The sequence below is a fragment of the Sulfurimonas lithotrophica genome (genome assembly GCF_009258225.1).
Lineage (GTDB): Bacteria > Campylobacterota > Campylobacteria > Campylobacterales > Sulfurimonadaceae > Sulfurimonas > Sulfurimonas lithotrophica.
Genome location: NZ_CP043617.1, coordinates 1894221 through 1915076 on the forward strand (window position 1 = coordinate 1894221; position 20856 = coordinate 1915076).

24 protein-coding genes, 2 tRNA genes and 1 pseudogene are annotated in these 20856 nt (G+C 32.9%); 8 read left to right on the forward strand and 19 right to left on the reverse strand.

Annotated features, from left to right (window positions below; genetic code table 11):
• Positions 1-16 precede the first annotated feature (16 nt).
• The 6 genes from FJR48_RS09475 to FJR48_RS09500 form a co-directional block, all read right to left on the reverse strand.
• The gene (locus FJR48_RS09475) at positions 17-532 is read right to left on the reverse strand and encodes a ferritin-like domain-containing protein (RefSeq protein ID WP_152307891.1); all 516 of its coding nucleotides are present in this window, start codon (positions 530-532) and stop codon (positions 17-19) included.
• Between the two features lie 120 nt (positions 533-652).
• Complete coding sequence (locus tag FJR48_RS09480) at positions 653-883, reverse strand: hypothetical protein (protein ID WP_152307892.1); 231 nt, start codon at positions 881-883, stop codon at positions 653-655.
• Between the two features lie 240 nt (positions 884-1123).
• Entirely contained in the window at positions 1124-2191 is a 1068-nt protein-coding gene (locus FJR48_RS09485) for an alkene reductase (RefSeq protein WP_152307893.1), read from the reverse strand.
• Between the two features lie 123 nt (positions 2192-2314).
• Positions 2315-2391: transfer RNA gene (locus tag FJR48_RS09490), tRNA-Arg, on the reverse strand.
• A 43-nt stretch (positions 2392-2434) separates the two neighbouring features.
• A complete protein-coding gene (locus FJR48_RS09495; protein ID WP_152307894.1) occupies positions 2435-2659 on the reverse strand; it encodes a hypothetical protein in 225 nt (74 codons plus the stop codon).
• The gene (locus FJR48_RS09500) at positions 2659-2886 is read right to left on the reverse strand and encodes a hypothetical protein (RefSeq protein WP_152307895.1); all 228 of its coding nucleotides are present in this window, start codon (positions 2884-2886) and stop codon (positions 2659-2661) included. The genes FJR48_RS09495 and FJR48_RS09500 overlap by 1 nt, the downstream gene beginning before the upstream one ends.
• A gap of 143 nt (positions 2887-3029) precedes the next feature.
• Between FJR48_RS09500 and FJR48_RS09505 the strand changes: the two genes are divergently transcribed.
• Positions 3030-3284 (forward strand): hypothetical protein, encoded by a 255-nt coding sequence (locus FJR48_RS09505; RefSeq protein WP_241856055.1) that lies wholly within the window; start codon positions 3030-3032, stop codon positions 3282-3284.
• Positions 3285-3291: 7 nt separating this feature from the next.
• Here the strand turns inward: FJR48_RS09505 and FJR48_RS09510 are convergent, their stop codons facing one another.
• Positions 3292-3726, reverse strand: coding sequence for a globin domain-containing protein (locus tag FJR48_RS09510; protein ID WP_152307897.1), 435 nt, complete (start codon positions 3724-3726; stop codon positions 3292-3294).
• 163 nt (positions 3727-3889) lie between these two features.
• On the opposite strand from FJR48_RS09510, the gene FJR48_RS09515 reads away from it, so the two are divergent.
• The 3 genes from FJR48_RS09515 to FJR48_RS09525 are packed head-to-tail and all read left to right on the forward strand — an operon-like array spanning position 3890 to position 7737.
• Positions 3890-5146 carry a SagB family peptide dehydrogenase gene (locus FJR48_RS09515; RefSeq protein ID WP_188108572.1) on the forward strand — a complete coding sequence of 419 codons (1257 nt, stop codon included), beginning with the start codon at positions 3890-3892 and terminating at the stop codon, positions 5144-5146.
• Between the two features lie 29 nt (positions 5147-5175).
• Entirely contained in the window at positions 5176-7158 is a 1983-nt protein-coding gene (uvrB, locus tag FJR48_RS09520) for an excinuclease ABC subunit UvrB (RefSeq protein WP_152307899.1), read from the forward strand.
• Between the two features lie 9 nt (positions 7159-7167).
• Positions 7168-7737 carry a DedA family protein gene (locus tag FJR48_RS09525; protein WP_152307900.1) on the forward strand — a complete coding sequence of 190 codons (570 nt, stop codon included), beginning with the start codon at positions 7168-7170 and terminating at the stop codon, positions 7735-7737.
• 50 nt (positions 7738-7787) lie between these two features.
• On the opposite strand, the pseudogene pckA reads toward FJR48_RS09525, so the two are convergent.
• Positions 7788-9367 (reverse strand): annotated as a pseudogene (gene pckA / locus FJR48_RS09530) (phosphoenolpyruvate carboxykinase (ATP)).
• A gap of 125 nt (positions 9368-9492) precedes the next feature.
• Between pckA and FJR48_RS09535 the strand changes: the two are divergent.
• A tRNA-Val gene (locus tag FJR48_RS09535) sits at positions 9493-9567 on the forward strand.
• An 11-nt stretch (positions 9568-9578) separates the two neighbouring features.
• Here the strand turns inward: FJR48_RS09535 and FJR48_RS09540 are convergent.
• Positions 9579-10166, reverse strand: coding sequence for an outer membrane beta-barrel protein (locus FJR48_RS09540; RefSeq protein ID WP_152307901.1), 588 nt, complete (start codon positions 10164-10166; stop codon positions 9579-9581).
• 45 nt (positions 10167-10211) lie between these two features.
• Positions 10212-11360 carry a BaiN/RdsA family NAD(P)/FAD-dependent oxidoreductase gene (locus tag FJR48_RS09545; protein WP_152307902.1) on the reverse strand — a complete coding sequence of 383 codons (1149 nt, stop codon included), beginning with the start codon at positions 11358-11360 and terminating at the stop codon, positions 10212-10214.
• A 44-nt stretch (positions 11361-11404) separates the two neighbouring features.
• Between FJR48_RS09545 and rimO the strand changes: the two genes are divergently transcribed.
• Together rimO and tilS are read left to right on the forward strand one after the other, a co-directional pair.
• Positions 11405-12727: a 30S ribosomal protein S12 methylthiotransferase RimO gene (rimO, locus tag FJR48_RS09550; RefSeq protein ID WP_152307903.1), complete on the forward strand. Its 1323-nt coding sequence runs from the start codon at positions 11405-11407 to the stop codon at positions 12725-12727.
• Between the two features lie 8 nt (positions 12728-12735).
• Positions 12736-13725, forward strand: a complete 990-nt coding sequence (gene tilS / locus FJR48_RS09555) for a tRNA lysidine(34) synthetase TilS (RefSeq protein ID WP_152307904.1) — start codon at positions 12736-12738, stop codon at positions 13723-13725.
• Here tilS and FJR48_RS09560 read toward each other — a convergent pair.
• Genes FJR48_RS09560 through FJR48_RS09595 form a run of 8 tightly spaced genes read right to left on the reverse strand, consistent with a single transcriptional unit; the run spans position 13689 to position 19223 of the window.
• Positions 13689-14225, reverse strand: a complete 537-nt coding sequence (locus FJR48_RS09560; protein ID WP_152307905.1) for a hypothetical protein — start codon at positions 14223-14225, stop codon at positions 13689-13691. The two genes, tilS and FJR48_RS09560, sit on opposite strands and share 37 nt — an antisense overlap.
• Positions 14218-14772 (reverse strand): hypothetical protein, encoded by a 555-nt coding sequence (locus FJR48_RS09565; RefSeq protein WP_152307906.1) that lies wholly within the window; start codon positions 14770-14772, stop codon positions 14218-14220. Before FJR48_RS09565 ends, FJR48_RS09560 begins: the two co-directional genes overlap by 8 nt.
• Positions 14769-15791, reverse strand: a complete 1023-nt coding sequence (locus FJR48_RS09570; protein WP_152307907.1) for a hypothetical protein — start codon at positions 15789-15791, stop codon at positions 14769-14771. The genes FJR48_RS09565 and FJR48_RS09570 overlap by 4 nt, the downstream gene beginning before the upstream one ends.
• Positions 15781-16623, reverse strand: a complete 843-nt coding sequence (locus tag FJR48_RS09575) for a tyrosine-type recombinase/integrase (RefSeq protein WP_152307908.1) — start codon at positions 16621-16623, stop codon at positions 15781-15783. The genes FJR48_RS09570 and FJR48_RS09575 overlap by 11 nt, the downstream gene beginning before the upstream one ends.
• Positions 16604-17059: a hypothetical protein gene (locus FJR48_RS09580; protein WP_241856056.1), complete on the reverse strand. Its 456-nt coding sequence runs from the start codon at positions 17057-17059 to the stop codon at positions 16604-16606. Before FJR48_RS09580 ends, FJR48_RS09575 begins: the two co-directional genes overlap by 20 nt.
• Entirely contained in the window at positions 17049-17681 is a 633-nt protein-coding gene (locus FJR48_RS09585) for a lysophospholipid acyltransferase family protein (RefSeq protein WP_241856057.1), read from the reverse strand. Before FJR48_RS09585 ends, FJR48_RS09580 begins: the two co-directional genes overlap by 11 nt.
• Entirely contained in the window at positions 17665-18966 is a 1302-nt protein-coding gene (gene miaB, locus FJR48_RS09590; protein WP_152307909.1) for a tRNA (N6-isopentenyl adenosine(37)-C2)-methylthiotransferase MiaB, read from the reverse strand. The genes FJR48_RS09585 and miaB overlap by 17 nt, the downstream gene beginning before the upstream one ends.
• Positions 18967-18977: 11 nt before the next feature.
• On the reverse strand, positions 18978-19223 hold the full coding sequence (locus FJR48_RS09595; RefSeq protein ID WP_152307910.1) for an HP0268 family nuclease: 246 nt from the start codon (positions 19221-19223) through the stop codon (positions 18978-18980).
• Between the two features lie 168 nt (positions 19224-19391).
• On the opposite strand from FJR48_RS09595, the gene nusA reads away from it, so the two are divergent.
• Entirely contained in the window at positions 19392-20537 is a 1146-nt protein-coding gene (gene nusA / locus FJR48_RS09600) for a transcription termination factor NusA (protein WP_152307911.1), read from the forward strand.
• A 66-nt stretch (positions 20538-20603) separates the two neighbouring features.
• Here the strand turns inward: nusA and FJR48_RS12195 are convergent, their stop codons facing one another.
• Entirely contained in the window at positions 20604-20744 is a 141-nt protein-coding gene (locus tag FJR48_RS12195; protein WP_188108573.1) for a hypothetical protein, read from the reverse strand.
• Positions 20745-20856: the final 112 nt, after the last annotated feature.

Consider the following 20856-nt stretch of genomic DNA (forward strand, 5'->3'; position numbering starts at 1 on the left):
TAAGCCTTTTATAAAGTTAGTGTATATTTTTCTTTATCTCGTCTATAAATTCATGAATATCATCATAAAGAGCCTGCAAATCTTCTTCATGTTCTACTTCATCGGCCAAAATTTCCGAGACAATATCATAAGTTACTATATCTTTATCACGTGTGATGTCTGCAATTTCAGAATACACACTAATAGCACACTGTTCACCCTTAATAGCTTGTTCAAGGACAGAAAGTACATCGGGATTCTCAGGTGCTTCATAAGCACAGTTTGAATTTTTAGTCCAATCATTCGGATGCAAGATAGGAGTACCCCCAAGTTGCAATATACGGTCAGCTACCATATTGGCATGACGCAGTTCATCTGCAGCATGTTGGTCAAGTTCTGCAACGGCAGCATCTTTCATAAGTCCTTTAACTACTTTTGATTCGATAAAATACTGATAATATGCAAGCCACTCGTCACAGTAAGCTTTATTTAACAATTCAGCAACTTTTTGTGCCTCTATACCTTTTAATATTGACATACCACGTTTAGCCATAATATACTCCTTATATATTTGATTGCAATTTATGCAATCTGTATTATTATAACATTAATTATAAATATAGTAATGAAAAGTTAAATCGAAGTTGCGAATGGAAAGTTGTTTTGAAAAGTTTTACTTTTCCCCTTCTTCTTTTGTGCCTTGTTCGGCAACCAGACATTTATCATATGTTTCATCACATTTGCTAAAACAAGCTTCTGATGGATTTTCGGCATTATCGCATTTTTCTGTACAAATATCGTAAGCTGCATCACAAGATAGTTTTTCACCTTCATTTGAACTAAGAGGTGAAACCAATAACATTACAGCTAATAAAAATATTTTTAGTAGTTTTGAGTTTTTCATATTAACAATCCTTAATATTTAAATAAGATTGTTTTGTTAGGATAGCGTTATGGTTTAAACAAACCCTACTTTAACCCTATACAAAACGACAATTCACATTCGTTACACATGGGAGTACATCGATACAAACCGCCAAGCTGTATCGATGTACAAAGTTAAAACTTTCCAATTCGCACAGAAATTATACTCCTAAAATTACTATTTGTAGCTAAAACTTTTCTTAATTGTATTTCACTTATTTTATAAAGTTTTGTAATCCGTATAACCCTTTTCATCTTGTGTATAAAATGTACTTTGTTCAGGAGTATTTAGAGATGCATCCAACTCAAATCTTTTTGGTAAATCGGGATTTGCCAAGAATAAAGAAGCGTAAGCTACGGCATCTGCAGACTTATTTTGAATAACTTCATTTCCTCTTTTTTTATCATACTCACCGTTTACAATAAAAACCCCATCATATGCATCCCGTAGAGTTTTTAACTCGACAACCTTTGCTCCGTGTCTGACATCGCCTTCTAATGCATCTATGACATGTAAATATGCTAAATTATACTTTGATAACTTAGAACATATATATGTAAAATCCTCTGTAGGGTTTGCATCGCTCATAGAGTTAAATGTACCGCTTGGTGAGAGTCTAAGAGCTGTTTTTTCACTTCCTATAGCATCTGTCACTGCTTCTACAACTTCAAATAAAAATCTGGCTCTGTTTTCAATCGCCCCGCCATACTCATCATTACGCTTGTTTGAGCCGTCTTTGATAAACTGGTCTATCAAATAACCGTTTGCACCATGAATTTCTACTCCGTCAAAACCTGCTTCAATTGCATTTTTTGCGGCATTTGCATAATCTGACACTATTTCGTTTATCTCTGACGTACTCAACTCTTTTGGCGTCTCAAAGGGCTGCATCCCCTCAGGTGTAAAATGTTCACCTTCTACTTTTATAGCAGACGGTGCTACGGGAAGATTACCGTTTAAAAAAGACGAATGAGATACTCTTCCGACATGCCACAGTTGTAAAAAGATAAAACTACCTTTTGCGTGAACTGCCTTAGTTACTTTTTTCCAAGCTTCAACCTGCTTATTGGTATATATACCCGGTGTACAAAGATAACCGATACCCATTTTAGAGATTTGAGTAGCTTCAGTGATTATAAGCCCAGCTGATGCTCTTTGGGAGTAATATTCTGCCATTAAATCATTTGCACAATTATCTTCAACTGCTCTACATCGAGTCATAGGTGCCATTATAATTCTATTTTTTAGGGTTAGTTTTCCGAGTTCTAACTTTGAAAATAAATTCATAATAATCTCCTTTGTTGATATTTAACAAATTTTAGCAATTATAAGAATAAAAAGAAAGTATATTATTAAACTGGATATAAAGTTTTAGAAAAAGTTTAGTTTTTTGGAAAGTTTAAAGTCGAATGGTACGCCCAGAGAGATTCGAACTCCCGACCGCTGGTACCGCAAACCAGTGCTCTATCCAGCTGAGCTATGGACGCATTCATTATTTGTAGGGCGAAATTATATCATTTTTACCTTATATCAATATAAATTATCGCACTCCTGAATCATTTCTTTCATTTTATTATCTTGAATATACAAATCGTAATTTTTTCTAATATATGCTTGAAGTAGAACTTTTATGTCATTATTTCCGTCTGCGTTAAAGTCTTTGGCTATTTGTTTTGTTAAAAAATCTGCAAAATCATCATCAACATCCACATCAAATCTACGCCCGCCGATATGTAAAGCTATTTTTTGACTCATTATCCTAAAATGCTTTCTATCTTATTTGCTATTTCATCTATTTCCATATCTTTTTCCACATTTTGCTGAACCAGTTTTTCAATCTCTTGATCTTTTAATTCTTGCTCTGCTTTGAGAGATACCAATTCACTTCTTAACATCTCATTTTCAGATTTTAAAGAATGATATTGTTGTAGAATCTCAGAAACTCTAACATTTAGTTTTTCAAGATTGGTTTGACTTTCCATAAATATCCATCCACACGTTTAATACTGCAATTTTAACACATTTTATTTTTTTAACAAAGTTATAAGTAGATAAAAAATTAAATATCTAATTAATGTATTATTTGATATTATATTAATTATAAGTTTTTTAAAAAGGATATATTATGAAAAAATTTTTAATTTTTACTATTTTATTCAATACCGTGTTATTTTCTTCTTCAAATACCAATAAACAGGAAAAAAGAACTGATAAGCATATCCAAAAGGCTATAGAAAAAGAAAAAAAATATGCAAAAGAGCAAACTTTCTATATGCAAAAAGATTATGATTTAAAATCTGCGGAGATTAATCCTGATTCATTATCTTCAATACCGAATATAGAACCGGATAATGATTTCGATATGGATGATGTATATTAATAAATTTTTATAAATACCAAGCTTTATATAGCTTTTTCTCTTTCTCTATTAATACTTGAGATAAAAAAGAAAAAGCTTCTCTCCAAGCATCTATTACTTCATTTGTAGCCACATCTCCTAAGACATCTTTGATTGCTTTTAGTATAGATTTTTCAATCAAAGGATAATGTTCCGGTTTTATATTTTTCTTTACGTGTTCTACGGCTATTTTTTCAAGTGTATTTTCCAATACGTCTAAGTCATCGATATAATCAACAAAAGCTATAACTGCAAGTGCTAACTTTTTATGATGGTTAGCTCCTGCTTCATCAAACAACTTTTCCATTTCCGGATGTTTTTCAAAAAGAATTTCATACATTCTTTTTGCTATGGATTCAGCATTAACACTTACGGGATTGGCTATTCTTTTTACTGTATCTATTGTTTTTTGAGATAGTTTCATAATAACCTCCTTGATATAAAATCCTAAGTTATTATGCTTATATTATATCCGAGATATATTACATATATATAAATCACTAAATATAATAAATTTCATTAATCGATACCAAAGTATGCAAAAGTAAAATTATTAAAATAAAATAGTAATATACATGGATAAACAGATGCCGATATTTCATCAACAAACAAAACATTCTTACATGAGTGTAAGAAAAAATTCACACTTTTTAGATTGGCTCTCACAACCGAAAAACCATAAAATATACCCACATTTTAATCAGCGTTTTAAAATAGAGAATTATGATGAGTTAAAGAACTTAAACCTTATCGGCGGTATAACATTTGAGAAAAAGTATCCAAACGGAGTTTATCATCTAAGAAGTGTACCTAGTGCAGGAGGTTTATATCCGTGTGAAGTTTATATACAGATAAGGGGTATAAAAGGTTTACTTGATGGCATCTACCACTATGAGCCATACAGTGAAAGCTTAACACTTTTACAAGAGATAGACGAGGATGGTGTAGAATATTACTTTAAAAATAAAAAACAGGAAAAAGGTTTAGTCTTTTTAATATCAAGCGTATATTTTAGAAGTTCGTGGAAGTACAGAGATAGAAGCATACGTTACATACTCTTAGATTCAGGGCATCAATTAGGCTCAATTTATGCAGCATTATCGGTTATGCAAAGAGATAATGAAGTAATCTTTGATTTTGACAAATTATCTTTGAACTCGGTATTTGGATTTAGAAATGATGAGATGTTTACCTGTGCTATAAAAAGCTCATTTGCACAAGATAAAGATGTATCAAAACTAAGACAATCTCTACCATTTGTAAGCGGATGCGACTATCTTGAAACAAATAGTTTTATTGAAGATGCATATAAACAAACGGCAAATTATGAAGATGTAACAGCTAATATGCCTGATTTTTTTGAAAACATACCAAAAGAACAACTAAAAATGGCTATTTTAAACAGGCGTTCTATACGAGCATTTAGACAGTATAGTATGAAAAGAGATGAGTTTGAATTTATCATGAAATATATTTGCTCTTTTGCAAATAAAAACAATATAGATATATTTTATACTTTGCATCTGGTAGAAAACATGGAGTGCGGTTTATATAAAAACGATGAACTAATCAAAAAGGGTGACTTTAGAAGTAAGTCAAGATATTTGGCTTTGGAGCAAAACTTAGGCGGACAAAGCGGAGTGACTTTTTTCTTTACATCAAATGAGGTAAAAAAATATCACAAAGTTAATATACTGAGCGGTTTTTTAGCTCAGATAATTTACATAAAATCTGATTTGCAAGGTATTGGATGCAGTGGTATCGGTGCATACTATGATGATGAGACAAAAGAGTTTTTAGAAACTAAAAACAATATCTTGTATATGTTGGCTATCGGAAGATAGAAAATACCAATTTAGCTATAATTTCACCAATGAAAAAAGAAGCATTATTTAAAGTAGAATCACCTTATCAACCAGCAGGCGACCAACCACAAGCCATAGAGAAACTTAGTAAATCTATACTCGATGGAAACAGATACCAGACACTTGAGGGTGTAACCGGAAGCGGAAAAACACATACTATGGCTCGTGTTATAGAAAAGGTACAACGCCCTACTATCATAATGACTCACAACAAGACTCTGGCAGCTCAGCTTTACTCGGAGTTTCGTCAGTTTTTTCCACATAATCATGTTGAATATTTTGTCTCATATTATGATTATTATCAGCCCGAAGCTTACATACCTAGACAAGACCTGTTCATTGAAAAAGACTCTGCTATAAACGATGAGTTAGAGCGTATGAGGCTATCTTCTACTGCTAACCTTTTATCTTATGATGACGTTATCGTTGTTGCATCAGTATCTGCAAATTACGGTTTAGGTGACCCCGAAGAGTATGAAAACATGGTTCAGGCTTTAGAAGTAGGAGATGAGATAGAACAAAAAAAACTTCTGCTTCGTTTAGTCGAAATGGGTTACACTAGAAACGACTCTTATTTTGACAGCGGACATATCCGCGTAAACGGTGAGAGTTTAGACGTATATCCACCATACTTTGAACAAGAAGCAATCCGCATAGAGTTTTTTGGTGACGAGATAGAGGCTATTTATACCTTTGACATTATTGATAATAAAAAACTCGAAGAACATAAAAGCTTTACTATCTATGCAACCAGCCAATTTAGCGTAAGGGCTGAAAAGATGGCTATTGCGATAAAGCGTATAGAGGAAGAGTTAGACGAAAGATTGGATTATTTTCAAAAAGAAAATAAACTAGTTGAATATCAACGTCTTAAACAACGCGTAGAGTTTGACTTGGAGATGCTAGAGACTACGGGAAGCTGTAAAGGGGTTGAAAACTACTCACGTCTTCTAACAAACAAAAAGCCGGGAGAGGCTCCATATACTTTGCTTGACTACTTTGAACTGCATCATAAAGACTATTTGGTTATCGTTGATGAATCTCACGTTTCACTTCCTCAGTATCGCGGTATGTATGCAGGTGACAGGGCTAGAAAAGAGGTACTTGTAGAGTATGGATTTCGTCTGCCCTCAGCACTTGACAACCGTCCTTTAAAAATAGACGAGTACATAAACAAAGCCCCACATTATCTTTTTGTCTCTGCTACACCTGCAGAACAAGAGTTAGAACTCTCCGCTGTTAAAGCTGAACAAATAATACGCCCTACAGGTTTGCTTGACCCTGTCATAGAAGTTAAGAGTTCGGACAACCAAGTAGAAGATATTCACGATGAGATAAAAAAAGTAACTGCTAAAAATGAGCGTGTACTCATTACCGTTTTAACAAAAAAAATGGCAGAAGCTCTTACAAAATACCTTGCAGATTTGGGCATCAAAGTACAATATATGCACTCTGATATTGATACTATTGAGCGTAATCAAATCATTCGCTCGCTTCGCCTTGGCGAATTTGATGTATTGATAGGGATTAACCTGCTTCGTGAAGGGCTTGATTTACCTGAAGTTAGTTTAGTAGGTATCCTAGATGCAGATAAAGAAGGTTTTTTGAGAAGTGAGACTGCACTTATACAAACTATCGGTCGTGGTGCAAGAAATGCAAACGGTCGTGTAATTTTATATGCAAATAAAATAACAGGTTCTATGCAGAGAGCTATGGGTACGACTAAACACAGACGTGAGATTCAAGATGCTTTTAACAAAGAGCACGGTATAACTCCAAAAACTACTATTCGTGCTTTGGATGAGAGCTTAAAACTTGAAGATCACGGCGGCATTTACCAAAAGAATAAAAAACTGGATAAAATGCCGGCATCAGAGAGAAAAGCAATAATCAAAGAGCTTTCACTTAAAATGAAAGATGCGGCTAAAAATCTTGAGTTTGAAGAAGCCGCACGTTTAAGAGATGAAATAGCAAAAATTAAAAAACTATAGGAAATTTTTTTGGAAGATACATTTAGTAATTTAGCAACATACGGATATATAGGGCTTTTTTTATACTCCCTTGGTGGTGGTTTTGTAGCACTACTTGGCGCAGGAGTACTCTCTTATATGGGAAAAATGGATTTAACAACCTCGCTGTTTATAGCATTTATAGCAAATGCTCTTGGAGATGTTATGCTTTTTTATATGGCAAGATACCAAAAATCTATGATGATGGATGGACTTCGCAAACACAGACGTAAATTAGCACTCTCACATGCATTGATGAAAAAATACGGTTCTTGGATTATTTTATTTCAAAAATTTGTATATGGTATAAAGACACTTATCCCTATTGCTATAGGACTTACGAAATACGATTTTAAAAAGTTTGCAATACTTAACTTTTTCTCTGCAGGAGTTTGGGCTTTAGTAGTTGGACTAGGTGCTTACTATTCAGGTGCACCTCTTATAAAACTAGCTGAACTCATAGGTGAAAAACCTTGGATAGCACCACTTCTTCTTGTAACGTTTGGCGGACTTTTATGGCTGTATATGGAAAAAGCTACTAAGAAAAAAGTAAAAAAATAGAGTAGTTGTGAAGATAAAGCAACGCAGAAAATGCGCTGCTGTTTAAAAATTTAAGAACCTATTATTGGTCCATATGGGGAATAATCTTCATTCCCATCTTTGTAACGTTTATAGTTTTCAACAAACATCTCAGCTAATTCGTCACGAGTTCTGTCAAACTCATCTTTATCAGCCCATGCATTACGTGGATTTAGAATATCAGGATTAATATCTCCTAAAGTTTTTGGAACTTGTAGGCGGAAAGTTTTAGTAGTATCAAATTCACTTTCATTGATACTTCCGTCTAATATAGCATTAATACAAGCACGAGTATCTTTGATGCTCATTCTATGTCCAACACCGTATTTACCACCGGTCCAACCAGTGTTTACAAGATATACGTTTACATTATGTTTATCGATTTTTTCACCAAGAAGTTTTGCGTAAACAGTTGGATGAAGAGGTAAAAAAGCCTCCCCGAAACAAGCGGAGAAAGTTGCAACAGGCTCAGTAATACCACGCTCCGTTCCTGCAACTTTAGCGGTATATCCGCTTAAGAAGTAGTACATTGCCTGATCACGAGTTAGTTTTGATACCGGAGGCAATACACCAAACGCATCCGCAGTTAAAAATATAATGTTTTGAGGATGCCCCGCCATTAAATCAGGTTTATGATTTACAATATGTTCTATCGGGTAAGATACACGTGTATTTTCAGTTTTAGTTGAGTCTTCATAATCCACTTCACCTTCACCGTACATTACAACGTTTTCTAATAATGCGTTAGTTTTAATAGCTCCATAGATTTCAGGCTCACTTTTCTCATCAAGGTTAATAACTTTAGCATAGCATCCGCCTTCAAAGTTAAATACACCGTGATTATCCCAACCATGCTCATCATCACCGATTAGAGCACGTTTTGGGTCAGTACTAAGAGTAGTTTTTCCTGTACCGCTCAAACCAAAGAAAAGTGCTGTATCTCCCTCAGCTCCAACATTTGCAGAACAGTGCATCGGTAGTTTTCCTTCTAATGGCAACCAGTAGTTCATCATAGAAAAAATTCCTTTTTTCATCTCACCACCGTACCAAGTACCGCCGATAATTGCCATATTTCTCTCAACATCAAAAAGAACAAAAACTTCAGAATTCATTCCGTGTTCTTCCCACTTCTCATTTACCGCTTTACATGCATTTAAAACAACAAAATCTTCTTTAAATACTTCAAGTTCTGCAGAACTTGGACGAATAAACATATTTTTTACAAAGTGAGATTGCCAAGCGATTTCAGATATAAAACGAACTGAGCGTTTAGATGCAGCAGATGAACCGCAAAATACATCAGTAACATATAAATTTTTTCCGGATAATTGTTTCTGCGCTACTTCTAATAATTCATCAAATATTCAGCAGAAACTTTTTGGTTTACATCACCCCAAGCTATGTATTTATTAGACGGGTCACGTTCTACAAAATATTTATCTTTTGGGCTACGTCCTGTAAAGATTCCCGTATCAACAGCAGTCGCACCTTTTTTAGTGACTGCACACTCTTTATTGTTTACTTCATGTTCGATAAGTTCATCATAACTTAGGTTATGAAAGACTTCACCGACATTTTTTAAACCAATATTTTCTAATTCTGCAACATTCATAATTTACCTTTTGGTATTTTAGATTTGAAATTATCACTAATTTTACCTAAATTAAAAGTAAAGAAAATCAAATATTTGCAGAAGTAAATTTTAAGGGATTTTTGTGTATTATTTCTAACTTTTTTGCTCGGTTAACTCAGTGGTAGAGTGCCACCTTGACATGGTGGTGGTCACTGGTTCAAATCCAGTATCGAGCACCACTCATAAAAAATTAATCCATCTGATATTTAAATATTATACTCATATAACCCATAGTAATATCATCAAATGTATACTTAACACCACTTAATGTATGTTCTGAATCTAATAAGTTAATAAACCTTGCGCCAAGTTCAAAATCAAAATTTTCATTCATATGTATATTAAAGCCTAAATCTCCACCTGTATAATTAGTTGCATAATCACGTTGATTTAAGGTAGCATCATCAAATCTTAAGCTTATACGTCCTGCACTTGCACCTATAAAAAAGTTTGCAGATGTTGAAAAATTAAATAAATATTGAAGTTCAGCTCCATACATATAAAAATAATCATAATTGTAATTATCATCATCTATAAATCCATTTCTAAAAGATACAAACATTCTTACATTACGAGTTTGTGCACCTATCTTTAATCCAACAGTTCCAAAATCATCTTTTGTAACAAGATTACTAGGATTTTTTACTTCCATAGAAGTAAATCCGCCTTCAATAGCAACTAAAGAGCTTGAATCATATGTATAATCATTTGAACCTGCATAAGATGCACTGGCTGCAAATAAAACTGCAACTAATAATTTTTTTAATCTATCTGTCATAAAACCTTCCTATATTCTAAATTTTAAATTTACTTAATGTACTACCTAATTATAATTAATATTCTTAGCACAAATCATACCACTGCCAAAAGCCCATTGAAAATTATATCCGCCAAGCTCGCCTGTAACATCGACCACTTCACCGATAAAATAAAGTTTTTTAACTTTTTTTGACTCAAAAGTAACAAAATTTAATTCATTACTAATTATACCACCTTTGGAAACCTCTGCTTTAGAAAAACCAAAATTTCCTGCAGGTGCGAAAGAGTAGTTATGCAATCTTAATAGTTTTTCTTTAGTTTTGGCATCTACTTTTTTACACTCTGTATCTTTTACATATATTGCTTCTAAAAGGGCTTTAGATAGTCTTTTAGGCAATGGTATAACGGAAGATATAAGTTTTTTGCTGCCCTTAATCAAATCCGGTATATTTTCATTTGGTAAAAAGTCTATAGAGATATCTCCTTTTCTCCAGTATAAAGATGCAGACAAGACAGCAGGTCCACTTATTCCCTTATGGGCAAAAAGCATCTCTTCTTTTATAACTCTGTCATTTACCTTTATATTTACGTAGCATGAAAGCCCGCTAAGCTCTTTCATCCAAAACTGCTCTTTTTGCACTGTAAGTCCTGCAAGAGCGGGAGTGAAATTTTTTACTTCTATATCAAAACTTTTAGCTATTTGAAGTCCGATATCGCTTGCACCTATATTTTTAAAACTCTCACCACCAGTTGCTACAACAAGAGAATTGGTTTTAAAAACACCCTTGTCTGTATTTATTTCAAATATTTCATCACTCTTTTTTACATCTAAAACTTTAGTGTTTAGATGCACCTTTGCAAAAGATGATTTTTTCTTTAGAACATTTATAATATCGTCTGAAGACTTTTTACAAAAATAATATCTGTTTTTTCTGAGTTCAAGCTCTATTTTATTATTACTCAAGAACTGCAACATATCATCCCTGTCAAACCTCTCAAGTACACTTTTAACCAAATCTGCATCGCCGTCAAAATTTCGTACATCCACATACTTGTTGGTTATATTGCACTTTCCACCGCCGGATATTTTCAATTTTTTGGCTAATTTATCATTTGCATCTATTATTGCAACATTTAATGATTTGTTTAAATGTGCCGCACACATAAGGGAACTTGCACCGCCGCCTAAAATAACTATGTCATATATTTTCATATTGCAATTATAGTATAATGTCAAAAAAATTATAAGTAGTGATAATGGGCAATAAACTCCACGTAGTCTCTTTAGGCTGTAATAAAAATCTTGTTGACACGGAAGTTATGATGGGAAGATTAAAAAACTTTTCTTTAACTGATGACAATGCAGATGCAGATGTAATAATAGTAAATACTTGTGGCTTTATAGATGCAGCAAAAGAGGAGTCCGTAAATACAATTTTAAACCTTCACGATGCAAGAAAAGAAGACAGCATTTTGGTTGTTGCAGGATGTTTAAGTGAACGTTACCGTGAAGAACTGGCAGAAGAGATGCCAGAAGTCGATATATTTACGGGAGTTGGAGATTATGAGAGGATTGATGAGCTTTTAGCTGCAAAAGAGAGCAGATTCAGCGATGAAGTTTATCTGATTGACGGAGCTGAACGTGTAGTAACCGGTTCAACTTACCATGCATATATAAAGCTATCCGAAGGGTGTAATCAGGCTTGTAGTTTTTGTGCCATACCTTCATTTAAAGGTAAACTAAACTCTCGTTCACTTGATTCTATTGCCAAAGAAGTCGAGTCTCTTGTCAAACAGGGATACTATGATTTTTCTTTTATCTCTCAAGACTCTTCATCTTACCTGCGTGATCAGAATATTCAAGACGGGCTTTCACTGTTAATTCAAAGAATAGAGCTGATAGAGGGCGTAAAAAGTGCAAGAATTTTATACCTATATCCATCGACTACAACTATAAAACTACTTCAAAATATTGGTAGGTCAAAAATTTTCCATAACTATTTTGACATGCCGATACAGCATATAAATGATGATATGCTTCGCATCATGAAACGTGGTTTTGGAAAAGATAAGACCATTGAACTGCTTGATTATATGAAATCACTTCCAAACTCGTTTATCCGCACAAGTTTTATAGTAGGGCATCCCGGTGAAACAAGTGAGATGTTTGAAGAGATGAAAGAGTTTGCAGAAAACTTCGGTTTTGATAGAATAAATATATTTGAATACTCTGATGAAGAAACGACTTTCGCATACGATATGAAAGATAAAAAAATAGATAAAGAGATTATCCATGATAGAGCAGAGATCTTAGCCGAAGTAAAAGCAGAAGTTTTACAAAAATCTCTTATGGCAGAAATCGGCAAGGAAGTAGAGTTAGTGATTGACGGAGAGAGTGATGAACATGAGTTTTTACTCTCTGCAAAAGAGCTTATCTGGGCACCTGATATTGACGGTGAGATATATGTAAACGATAGAACCGACGATGAAGCTGAGCTTGAATTTGGAAAAGTTTATAAAGCCAAAATCACTTCTGTTGTAGGAGATATCCTCACTGCTACGGTTGATAATTCAAAATAGGTTCATTAATGCTAAAAAGTGACGTTTTAGAACATCTAAAATCCTCTAAAAACCTTTTAGCATTTTCCGCAGGAGTTGACTCAAGCGCACTTCTTTGTTTACTTTTAGATGCAAATATAAAGTTTGATATAGCTATCGTAGATTACGGCTTAAGAGTACAAAGTAAAGATGAAGTAGCTTATGCTAAAGAGCTTGCAGATAAATATAATATTAAATGTTTTATTCACAAAGCTGAAAAAATAGATACGAACTTTGAAGCATCTGCAAGGAAGATTCGTTACGATTTTTTTGAGAGTCTGATACAAGATAATGGCTATGACAATCTTCTTACGGCTCATCATTTAGGCGATAGATTTGAGTGGATGCTTATGCAGTTTTGCAAGGGTGCAGGCTGTGCAGAACTAAGTGGCATGAAGAGTGTTCAAAATAAGAAAAACTATAAGCTTATCCGTCCACTTTTGCATTTAGACAAAAGTGAGCTTTTAGAGTATCTAAAAAATAATAAGATTAAATATTTTGAGGACAAAAGTAACTTCGATGAGAGTTATACAAGAAACAGTTTCAGACATGGATATACAAATCCTTTAATTTCAGAGCATCTAGATGGAATCAAAAAAAGTTTTGAATATATAGATGCCGATATAGATGCACTTATTATAGAAACCGATTTAAATGTAAAAAATGATTTTGCCTATTTTATATCTACAAAAAACAAGCGCTCAGATATATATGCAATTGATAAGTATTTAAAATCACAAAACTATATGTTAAGTGCGAATGAGAGAGAGCTTTTAAAGACAAATAATACTTTAGTAGTCGGAAGAAAATTTGTAGTTAATTTTCACAAAGAGTATATATTTATAGCACCATATATAGATAAAGATACAAAAATGTCAAAAGAGTTTAAAGAAAGAATGAGAAAACTTAAAATAGAGCCAAAACTAAGAGCTTATTTCTATAATCACTTAGAAGTATTTGAATCTTTAGAGTTAGAATAAACTTTCATCTGAAAAGATGAGTTTATAACCTCCCCTTCACGCTTAAAGTCTATTGGAAAATTAACCGCTACAATCCAATCACTTTTATTTACCTCATCCAAAAACTTATAAAATGTTGCAGGCGAGCTTATTTTTGAACTTGTTTTAACGTTATATACGCTGAAACCGTCTTCTTTTTCTAAATTTTGAGCTTTTGTTAATTCAAGCGTGTTAAATAATGCTTTATATTTCTTTATAAACCTGTCTTGATCAAAGACTGTATCAAATGCCGTTATTATATGTCTGTTATCAGCCTGCAGTATTTTTAGTTCTTCAAAAGTTTGTGCTTCAAAATCTTGATATCTTTTTAAATCTCTGTACTCTTTACCAAGCTGAACCCGTTGTATTCTATACTTTTTCCCCTCAGGTATCAAAGCTAAAAAAGAAAATAATAAAACAAATACTAAAAGTATTATCGATAATATTAAAATATATATACTCTGTCTCGAGATATTATTCATCTTTTTTCTCCGAATCCGATTCTACACTAGATTCACTTAACTCATCTTCATTCATATAGTTTGTTGAAACAAATCTAAGCCAACCGCCTTCAGTCGGATAAAAACTACTATATGTTTCATGAAATATTGAACGCAAAGGTGCATGAAGCATAAAGTTATATACATCCTTATTTGGTGTAATACCGTAAAGAACTAAACCGTTTTTTAAAAGCTTAGCTTGTGAAAGCGTTATTCTTTGCGGTACTAGATCAAACAGGTTTTTAATAGAGTCTTTTAAAACAGAATTTTGTGTAAATATTTTTGCGGATGTTATATTTTGCTGTTCGATATAAGCTATTTTTGATTCCATATCTTTGATGTTTTTTTGCAGATTTGTTTTTTCCATAGCAATATTTTGCTTATCTTCTAAAAATTTCATATCTTTATATAGAAGAAAAATATATGTACCTAAAAGCATAAAAAGACTAATGGAAAAAAATGCAAACAAAAGTTTCATCTCAGCCGTCAGCAAAGATTTTTTACGAGGTTTTATATAAGAATATCTCATTTCTTCTCCGCCTTGGCAAGTTCACTTAATTCCTGTGCTATATCCATTTTTCTGATAAATACACTTAAAAACATCTCTTCTTCCAAAAACTTTTTAAATTCATTACTGAGACCGATTCCATCGGCTACATAAACACTTTGTATAAACTTACTCTCAAACTTTGAATCTTTATAAAAAGTATTAACGGCACTTTGGATAAGTGAAAACCTATGATAATCTTCGCCAAAACTATTTTGCTCTACAGAGTCTTCCATTTGCTTATCACTCATTGACAGATGTTCCTCATGTTCATCCGAAGCATCAAAGTCATCCATATCGTCAAATGTTTCTAAATCATCCAATTCATCTATTTCATCCAAACCTTCTATATCGTCAACATCTATATCTTCTAAATCGACACTATTATTTTTTATATCATCTAGTATCAGTTCTTCATCATCATCAACATCCATTATAAGTTCATCATTGGAATCATCATCTTTTTGCATATCCAACAAAGATGCAAATAAAAGTTTTGAACTCTCAAACACACTTAATGCCATATAGTCTTCATTTACCAAAATAAAGAGTGATATTTCACCTTTTGTTTTATCGGCAAAAAATTTATGAAGCATATGAAACGGCGAAAAAATAAAATCTAAGCCTGTTTTTTTATATCTTCCCTGAATATCCAATAAATCTAATTTCGATGTATAATAAGACCATTTATCATCTACACATATTTGTTCAAATTCTTCTAAAGTACAATACTTTTTTATTTCATGATGCGAACAGGTAGGAGCTGCACCTTGGGTGAGTGATGGGTCTAAAATAGATACATAATTTATGGGAGAACGACTTATGAAAGTTTTTATATATTCATATATTTCACTTTTATTTGAAGTATTAAATATCTCTTCATAATTATTGCTTAGACCTTTATAATCTATCTCCTCTACGTAAATACAAGTATCTTTGGAGCTTTGCACTATATTTATATATATATTATTATAAAGATAAGTTTTGAATTTACTCAGCACTATTTACTCCGCAAAGAGGATGTGAATTATTATAGTTTTGTTTTTTAAGAGCCGAACCTAATTTTGTATAAATCTGAGTAGTTGCCATAGATGAATGACCTAGAAGTTCACTTACATCAGCTATAGGAGCATTGGCATTTAATAATTCCGTAGCATAAGAATGGCGCAACTGATGCGGGCTTACCTTCAAATTTATCCTTTTAAAAACTTTAGCAATAATATATCTTAGTGAGTTTTGGCTTAAAGCTTCATCATTTTTCTCAAAAAGAAACACTTTAGGATTATTATTTTGTATATAAGAATCAATATCGTCTTTTATATTTTTCAAAATAGGTATATCCCTTTGCTTAGAACCTTTACCCAACACTCTTACCCAACCCTCGCTTATATCTTCTAGTTTTAATTTTTCTAGCTCAGATATACGAAGACCTAAGGTGTAAAGAAGACTTACTACCAAACTCTCTTGTTCATCAGCAAAAGAAAGTGCCTCAACTATGTGTTTGTGAGAGATAGGCTTTGGTAAAGTTTTTGCAACTTTAACACTACTGTCTGATTTTAAAACAATTTTCATTCCTTTTTCATTTAGATACTCGCTAAATGAACGTATAGCCGATAATTTTTTTGATATTGTTTTTGAATTTAATTCTGATATTTTTAATCTGAAGGGCATCAAGTCAAAGATAATTTCACCGTTTTCTTCTAAAATTTCTATATACGACAATGCTTCTCTTATTGCATCATTATAAGTTTTAATACTAAGATCGGAATAACCGCGAATATTTTCCAAATATTCACAGAAATCTTTGCGTTTTTTATCTATTAACTTTTTCAAGTAACTGCTCAAATCCGGCATGATAATATGCTGCGTTTTCTACTAGTTCTTTATCTGTGATGACACTTGGGGCAAGCTTAACATATGCACTGTTCATAATCTCACATATTAGTCTGATTTTAGCTTTATCGGCTTCTTTGATATCATCTTTACTAACAATCTCATCAATCTGCTTCATATACTCTTTTGCGTCTTTGATATAATTTACATACTTTAATGATGTTTTAGACTGTGCCATAATAGTAGCTGCCATACGATTGTACAAATCTAATTCAAAAGCTTCTTTAGCATCTGCATAAGCTTCGTCATAATCACCCATTTCATAGTAATACTTAGCTTGTAGTGATTTTTGATATGAAGGATTAAAATAAAAATATAAAGCCATAAACAACACTGTAAACAATGAAAATAAAATTATTACAAGCTTAGTGTTCATGACTTAGTAATCCTTCTTTTATAAGTTTTCTTGCCTCTTCAAATTCTAACTCGCTTACATCTATCGGCTCAGATATAAAATAGTTTAACTCTCCAAAAGGTTTTGGAACTATAAACTTATCCCAAGATTTTAATTGCCAATACTTACTCGGTTTAATTTCAACAAGTACTATTTTTTTCTTGGTTTTTTGTGCTATTGCTATTATACCATCATGTACTTGATGTCTAGGACCTTTTGGACCATCTGGTGTAATTCCTATGTCGGAACCGCTCTTTATCTCTTTTATAGCTTGGATTAAAGCTTTTGCACCACCGCGTGTTGTAGAACCTCGAATCGTCCCAAAACCAAAAAAACCGAGTGTCTTTGCTATTAGTTCACCGTCAAAATGTTCAGATATAAAAAGTTTGACACTCGGTATTTCTTTATAACGCAGATAAGCATACGGAATCATCAACAACTCCCCGTGCCAACATGCCATAATAAAACTCTCATCCGTAAGAGTATCAGGTGCATGAAACTTTTTTTTATTGGTAAAATATAAAAACCTTATTATTAAAGATCCGATAAACGGTATAATTAAAAGGGCAAGTGACCTTTTTTGTTGCTTAGTTAACAATTTCACCGCTTAAAATACTCCTACCTATTGAAGTAACTTTAACCTTTCTAAATTTACCTAAAAGTTCTTCACTTCCTTTAGCTTTTATTACCAGATTATTATCACTTCTACCGCTTACATAACCATCGGCATTTAAATCTTCAAAATATACTTCATAAATATTTCCAAGCTTAGAAGCCATCTTTTCATCCAGATGCTTGGTATATAAGTCTTGTAAAAATGTAAGCCTCTGTGAAGCGATCTCAGGATTAACTACATTTGTAAAATGCTCAGCTTCCGTTTCCGGACGGGCTGAATATTTAAAAGAAAATATCTGATCAAACTTTACTTTATCCATAACATCTATAGTATCGTTAAAATCTTCATCGCTCTCACCCGGAAATGCCACGATTATATCGGTGGAGATGCTGACATCAGGTACCATTGAACGAAGTTTTTCTACACGGTTTAGAAACCACTCTTTAGAGTAACCGCGTTTCATATCTTTTAGTACTTTTGTACTTCCGCTTTGAAGCGGCATATGCATAGATTTACATATTTTTGGATTTTTTGCAAACTCTTCAATAAACTCATCATCCATATGAAACGGATGCGGAGATGTAAAACGGATACGTTTTAATCCTTCTATTTTTGAGAGTTCCTGTAAAAGATTAGTAAAGTTGACTTTGTCATGTTTACCGCTAAAACGGCGACCGTAGTTATTTACATTTTGACCAAGTAAAAATATCTCTTTTGCTCCACTGTTAACTGCACGGTTTGCCTCATCAACAATCAGGTTTAAAGGGATACTAATCTCTTCACCGCGTGTTTTAGGAACGATACAGTATGTACACTGTTTATCACAACCAATAGAGATATTTATATAGGCTTTATAAAGGGATGTTCTAAAATCTTTAAAAGCAAATTCGCTCTCATCATAATTTATATCGACTTCTACTGCTTTTGGCTTATGTAAAACTTCTGTTATCTTACTTACATTTCTAGCCCCTAGGACAAAATCTACATAAGGTGCACGTTTAATAATATCTTTTCCCAAGTGAGATGCCGTACAACCGCATACACCTATCTTAGCATTTTCTTTTTTCTTTTTGTTAAAAATGCCGAGTTCCGAAAAAAGCTTTGAGACCGGTTTTTCTCTAACCGAACAGGTATTAATAAGAATTAAATCTGCTTCTTTAAAGTCACCTGTTTGTGAAAAATTTTCTTTTTCATTTAACTCTGCCAACATATGTTCGGTATCACGCTCATTCATAGCGCAACCTAAAGTCTCAATAAATACCTTTTTACTCAATTAATACTCTCTTAGTCTATAATATGAACTTGGTACATATATTCGTTATCTGATAAACCGAATTTAACTTCATTCATATAAAAACCTTTACCTTTTTCTTCAAAATAATCTTGAAGTTCAAGCAAATCTTTATGAGAATTTTCTCTGTCAAAATAAAAAATTACACTACCGTTTTTTTCTACACTCTCTTCTATTTTTTTTATATCTGCTTTTTTAGGTTTTGCATCTAACTCTGTTCTTGCAAATTTTAAATCCATATCTATATCCTTATGATTCTTTATATTGCTTGCATTATAGTAAAAAAGTGTTAAAAAACCTATTAAAGATGATTTTTAACACTTTTTTGATATAATTGCGAACTTCATAAGAAATCCCAAAATTTTTATCATTGTTTTTTATGAACGACCTAAATTAAGGACTATACTGTGGAAAAAATATTAGATATTGTAGATGCTATTGCACATGAAAAAGGTTTAACTCCCCAAAAAGTAAAAGAAGCATTAAAAACTGCATTTATTCAAACTGCAAAACGTGTTATAGATAAAAATTTTGCATATGAAGCGACCATAAACGAAGATACAAAAACTATAGATTTGGTTCAAATAATCACGGTTGTTGCAGATGATGACGAAAGATTAAATGATGAAGAGATAGCACCTACACTGATGGCAATTTCTGAAGCTAGAGATTATGACGATCAAGTAGAACTCGATGATCAGCTTCAAGTTCCGCATGACTTAGAAGAGTATGGCCGTACAGGTGCTTCACAACTTCACCGTGAAATAGAGTATCATGTTCAGCGTGCAGTAGAAGACGACGTATATAACAAATATAAATCTAAAGTAGGTACACTTGTAAGCGGTCGTGTAACAAGTGTAGATTCTCAAAATTCTACATTTATAGAAGTTGATGAAATTCGTGCCGTGCTTCCGATGAAGAGTCGTATAAAAGGTGAAAGCTTTGAAGTTGGGGATCACTTAAAAGCGGTTGTTCGACGTGTAAATATGGATAAATACGATGGAATAAGTATTGAACTCTCACGTACAAGCCCTAAATTTTTAGAAGAACTTTTAACGTTAGAGGTGCCTGAGATAAAAGACGGTGCGGTTATAATTGAAAAATCTGCTCGTATTCCGGGACAACGTGCAAAAGTAGCACTTATTTCAACTCACCCGCAAGTAGATGCCGTAGGTTCTACGGTTGGGGTAAAAGGTGTTCGTATAAATGCCGTTAGTGCCGAACTTCAAGGCGAGAATATCGACTGTATAGAATATACGTCTATACCTGAGTTATTTTTAAGCCGTGTTATGAGCCCTGCTATTATATCTAGCGTGGAAATAGTTAAAGATGAAGATGGAAAAGCCGAAAAAGCTATCGTATCTCTTCCAGCTGATCAAAAATCAAAAGCAATCGGTAAAAGCGGTATAAATATTCGTCTTGCTTCGATGCTAACAGGGATGGATATCGAACTTAACGAAATTGATGGAGCTACAACTGATGAATCTGCCGAAGCAATAGAAGCAGAAGAAAAGAAAGATGGTGTAGATGCACTAGAGGCACTGTTCTCATAATATTAATGAAAGAGAAACTAAATTCCTTTTAGAGGTCTGTTAAGACCCCTAAAACAGGTTATAACCTTATTTTGTATGAATATCGTTATTTGGATAGTTAGGTTTAGAAATACTTGAAGTCTTTGCTTCTTTGGTATCGTAGTGTACGATATTATCTGCTTGAAGGCTACCTAATAATAAAGCTGTCGCTAAAACAATTTTTTTCATTTTTTATCCTTTGGTAAGAGCACATTATGCTCTAATTTTTAATTCGGAGTAATTTTATCCGAATTAAAATATAATATCTATTTTTATTTTTAACTAATATAATTTAAAAGTT

Excerpts from the sequence above, each read along its gene's own strand:
- FJR48_RS09475 (WP_152307891.1), bottom strand. The coding sequence starts at position 532 with ATGGCTAAACGTGGTATGTCAATATTAAAAGGTATAGAGGCACAAAAA.
- FJR48_RS09480 (WP_152307892.1), bottom strand. The coding sequence starts at position 883 with ATGAAAAACTCAAAACTACTAAAAATATTTTTATTAGCTGTAATGTTA.
- FJR48_RS09485 (WP_152307893.1), bottom strand. The coding sequence starts at position 2,191 with ATGAATTTATTTTCAAAGTTAGAACTCGGAAAACTAACCCTAAAAAAT.
- FJR48_RS09495 (WP_152307894.1), bottom strand. The coding sequence starts at position 2,659 with ATGAGTCAAAAAATAGCTTTACATATCGGCGGGCGTAGATTTGATGTG.
- FJR48_RS09500 (WP_152307895.1), bottom strand. The coding sequence starts at position 2,886 with ATGGAAAGTCAAACCAATCTTGAAAAACTAAATGTTAGAGTTTCTGAG.
- FJR48_RS09505 (WP_241856055.1), top strand. The coding sequence starts at position 3,030 with ATGAAAAAATTTTTAATTTTTACTATTTTATTCAATACCGTGTTATTT.
- FJR48_RS09510 (WP_152307897.1), bottom strand. The coding sequence starts at position 3,726 with ATGAAACTATCTCAAAAAACAATAGATACAGTAAAAAGAATAGCCAAT.
- FJR48_RS09515 (WP_188108572.1), top strand. The coding sequence starts at position 3,890 with ATGCCGATATTTCATCAACAAACAAAACATTCTTACATGAGTGTAAGA.
- uvrB (WP_152307899.1), top strand. The coding sequence starts at position 5,176 with ATGAAAAAAGAAGCATTATTTAAAGTAGAATCACCTTATCAACCAGCA.
- FJR48_RS09540 (WP_152307901.1), bottom strand. The coding sequence starts at position 10,166 with ATGACAGATAGATTAAAAAAATTATTAGTTGCAGTTTTATTTGCAGCC.
- FJR48_RS09545 (WP_152307902.1), bottom strand. The coding sequence starts at position 11,360 with ATGAAAATATATGACATAGTTATTTTAGGCGGCGGTGCAAGTTCCCTT.
- rimO (WP_152307903.1), top strand. The coding sequence starts at position 11,405 with ATGGGCAATAAACTCCACGTAGTCTCTTTAGGCTGTAATAAAAATCTT.
- tilS (WP_152307904.1), top strand. The coding sequence starts at position 12,736 with ATGCTAAAAAGTGACGTTTTAGAACATCTAAAATCCTCTAAAAACCTT.
- FJR48_RS09560 (WP_152307905.1), bottom strand. The coding sequence starts at position 14,225 with ATGAATAATATCTCGAGACAGAGTATATATATTTTAATATTATCGATA.
- FJR48_RS09565 (WP_152307906.1), bottom strand. The coding sequence starts at position 14,772 with ATGAGATATTCTTATATAAAACCTCGTAAAAAATCTTTGCTGACGGCT.
- FJR48_RS09580 (WP_241856056.1), bottom strand. The coding sequence starts at position 17,059 with ATGAACACTAAGCTTGTAATAATTTTATTTTCATTGTTTACAGTGTTG.
- FJR48_RS09595 (WP_152307910.1), bottom strand. The coding sequence starts at position 19,223 with ATGGATTTAAAATTTGCAAGAACAGAGTTAGATGCAAAACCTAAAAAA.
- FJR48_RS12195 (WP_188108573.1), bottom strand. The coding sequence starts at position 20,744 with ATGAAAAAAATTGTTTTAGCGACAGCTTTATTATTAGGTAGCCTTCAA.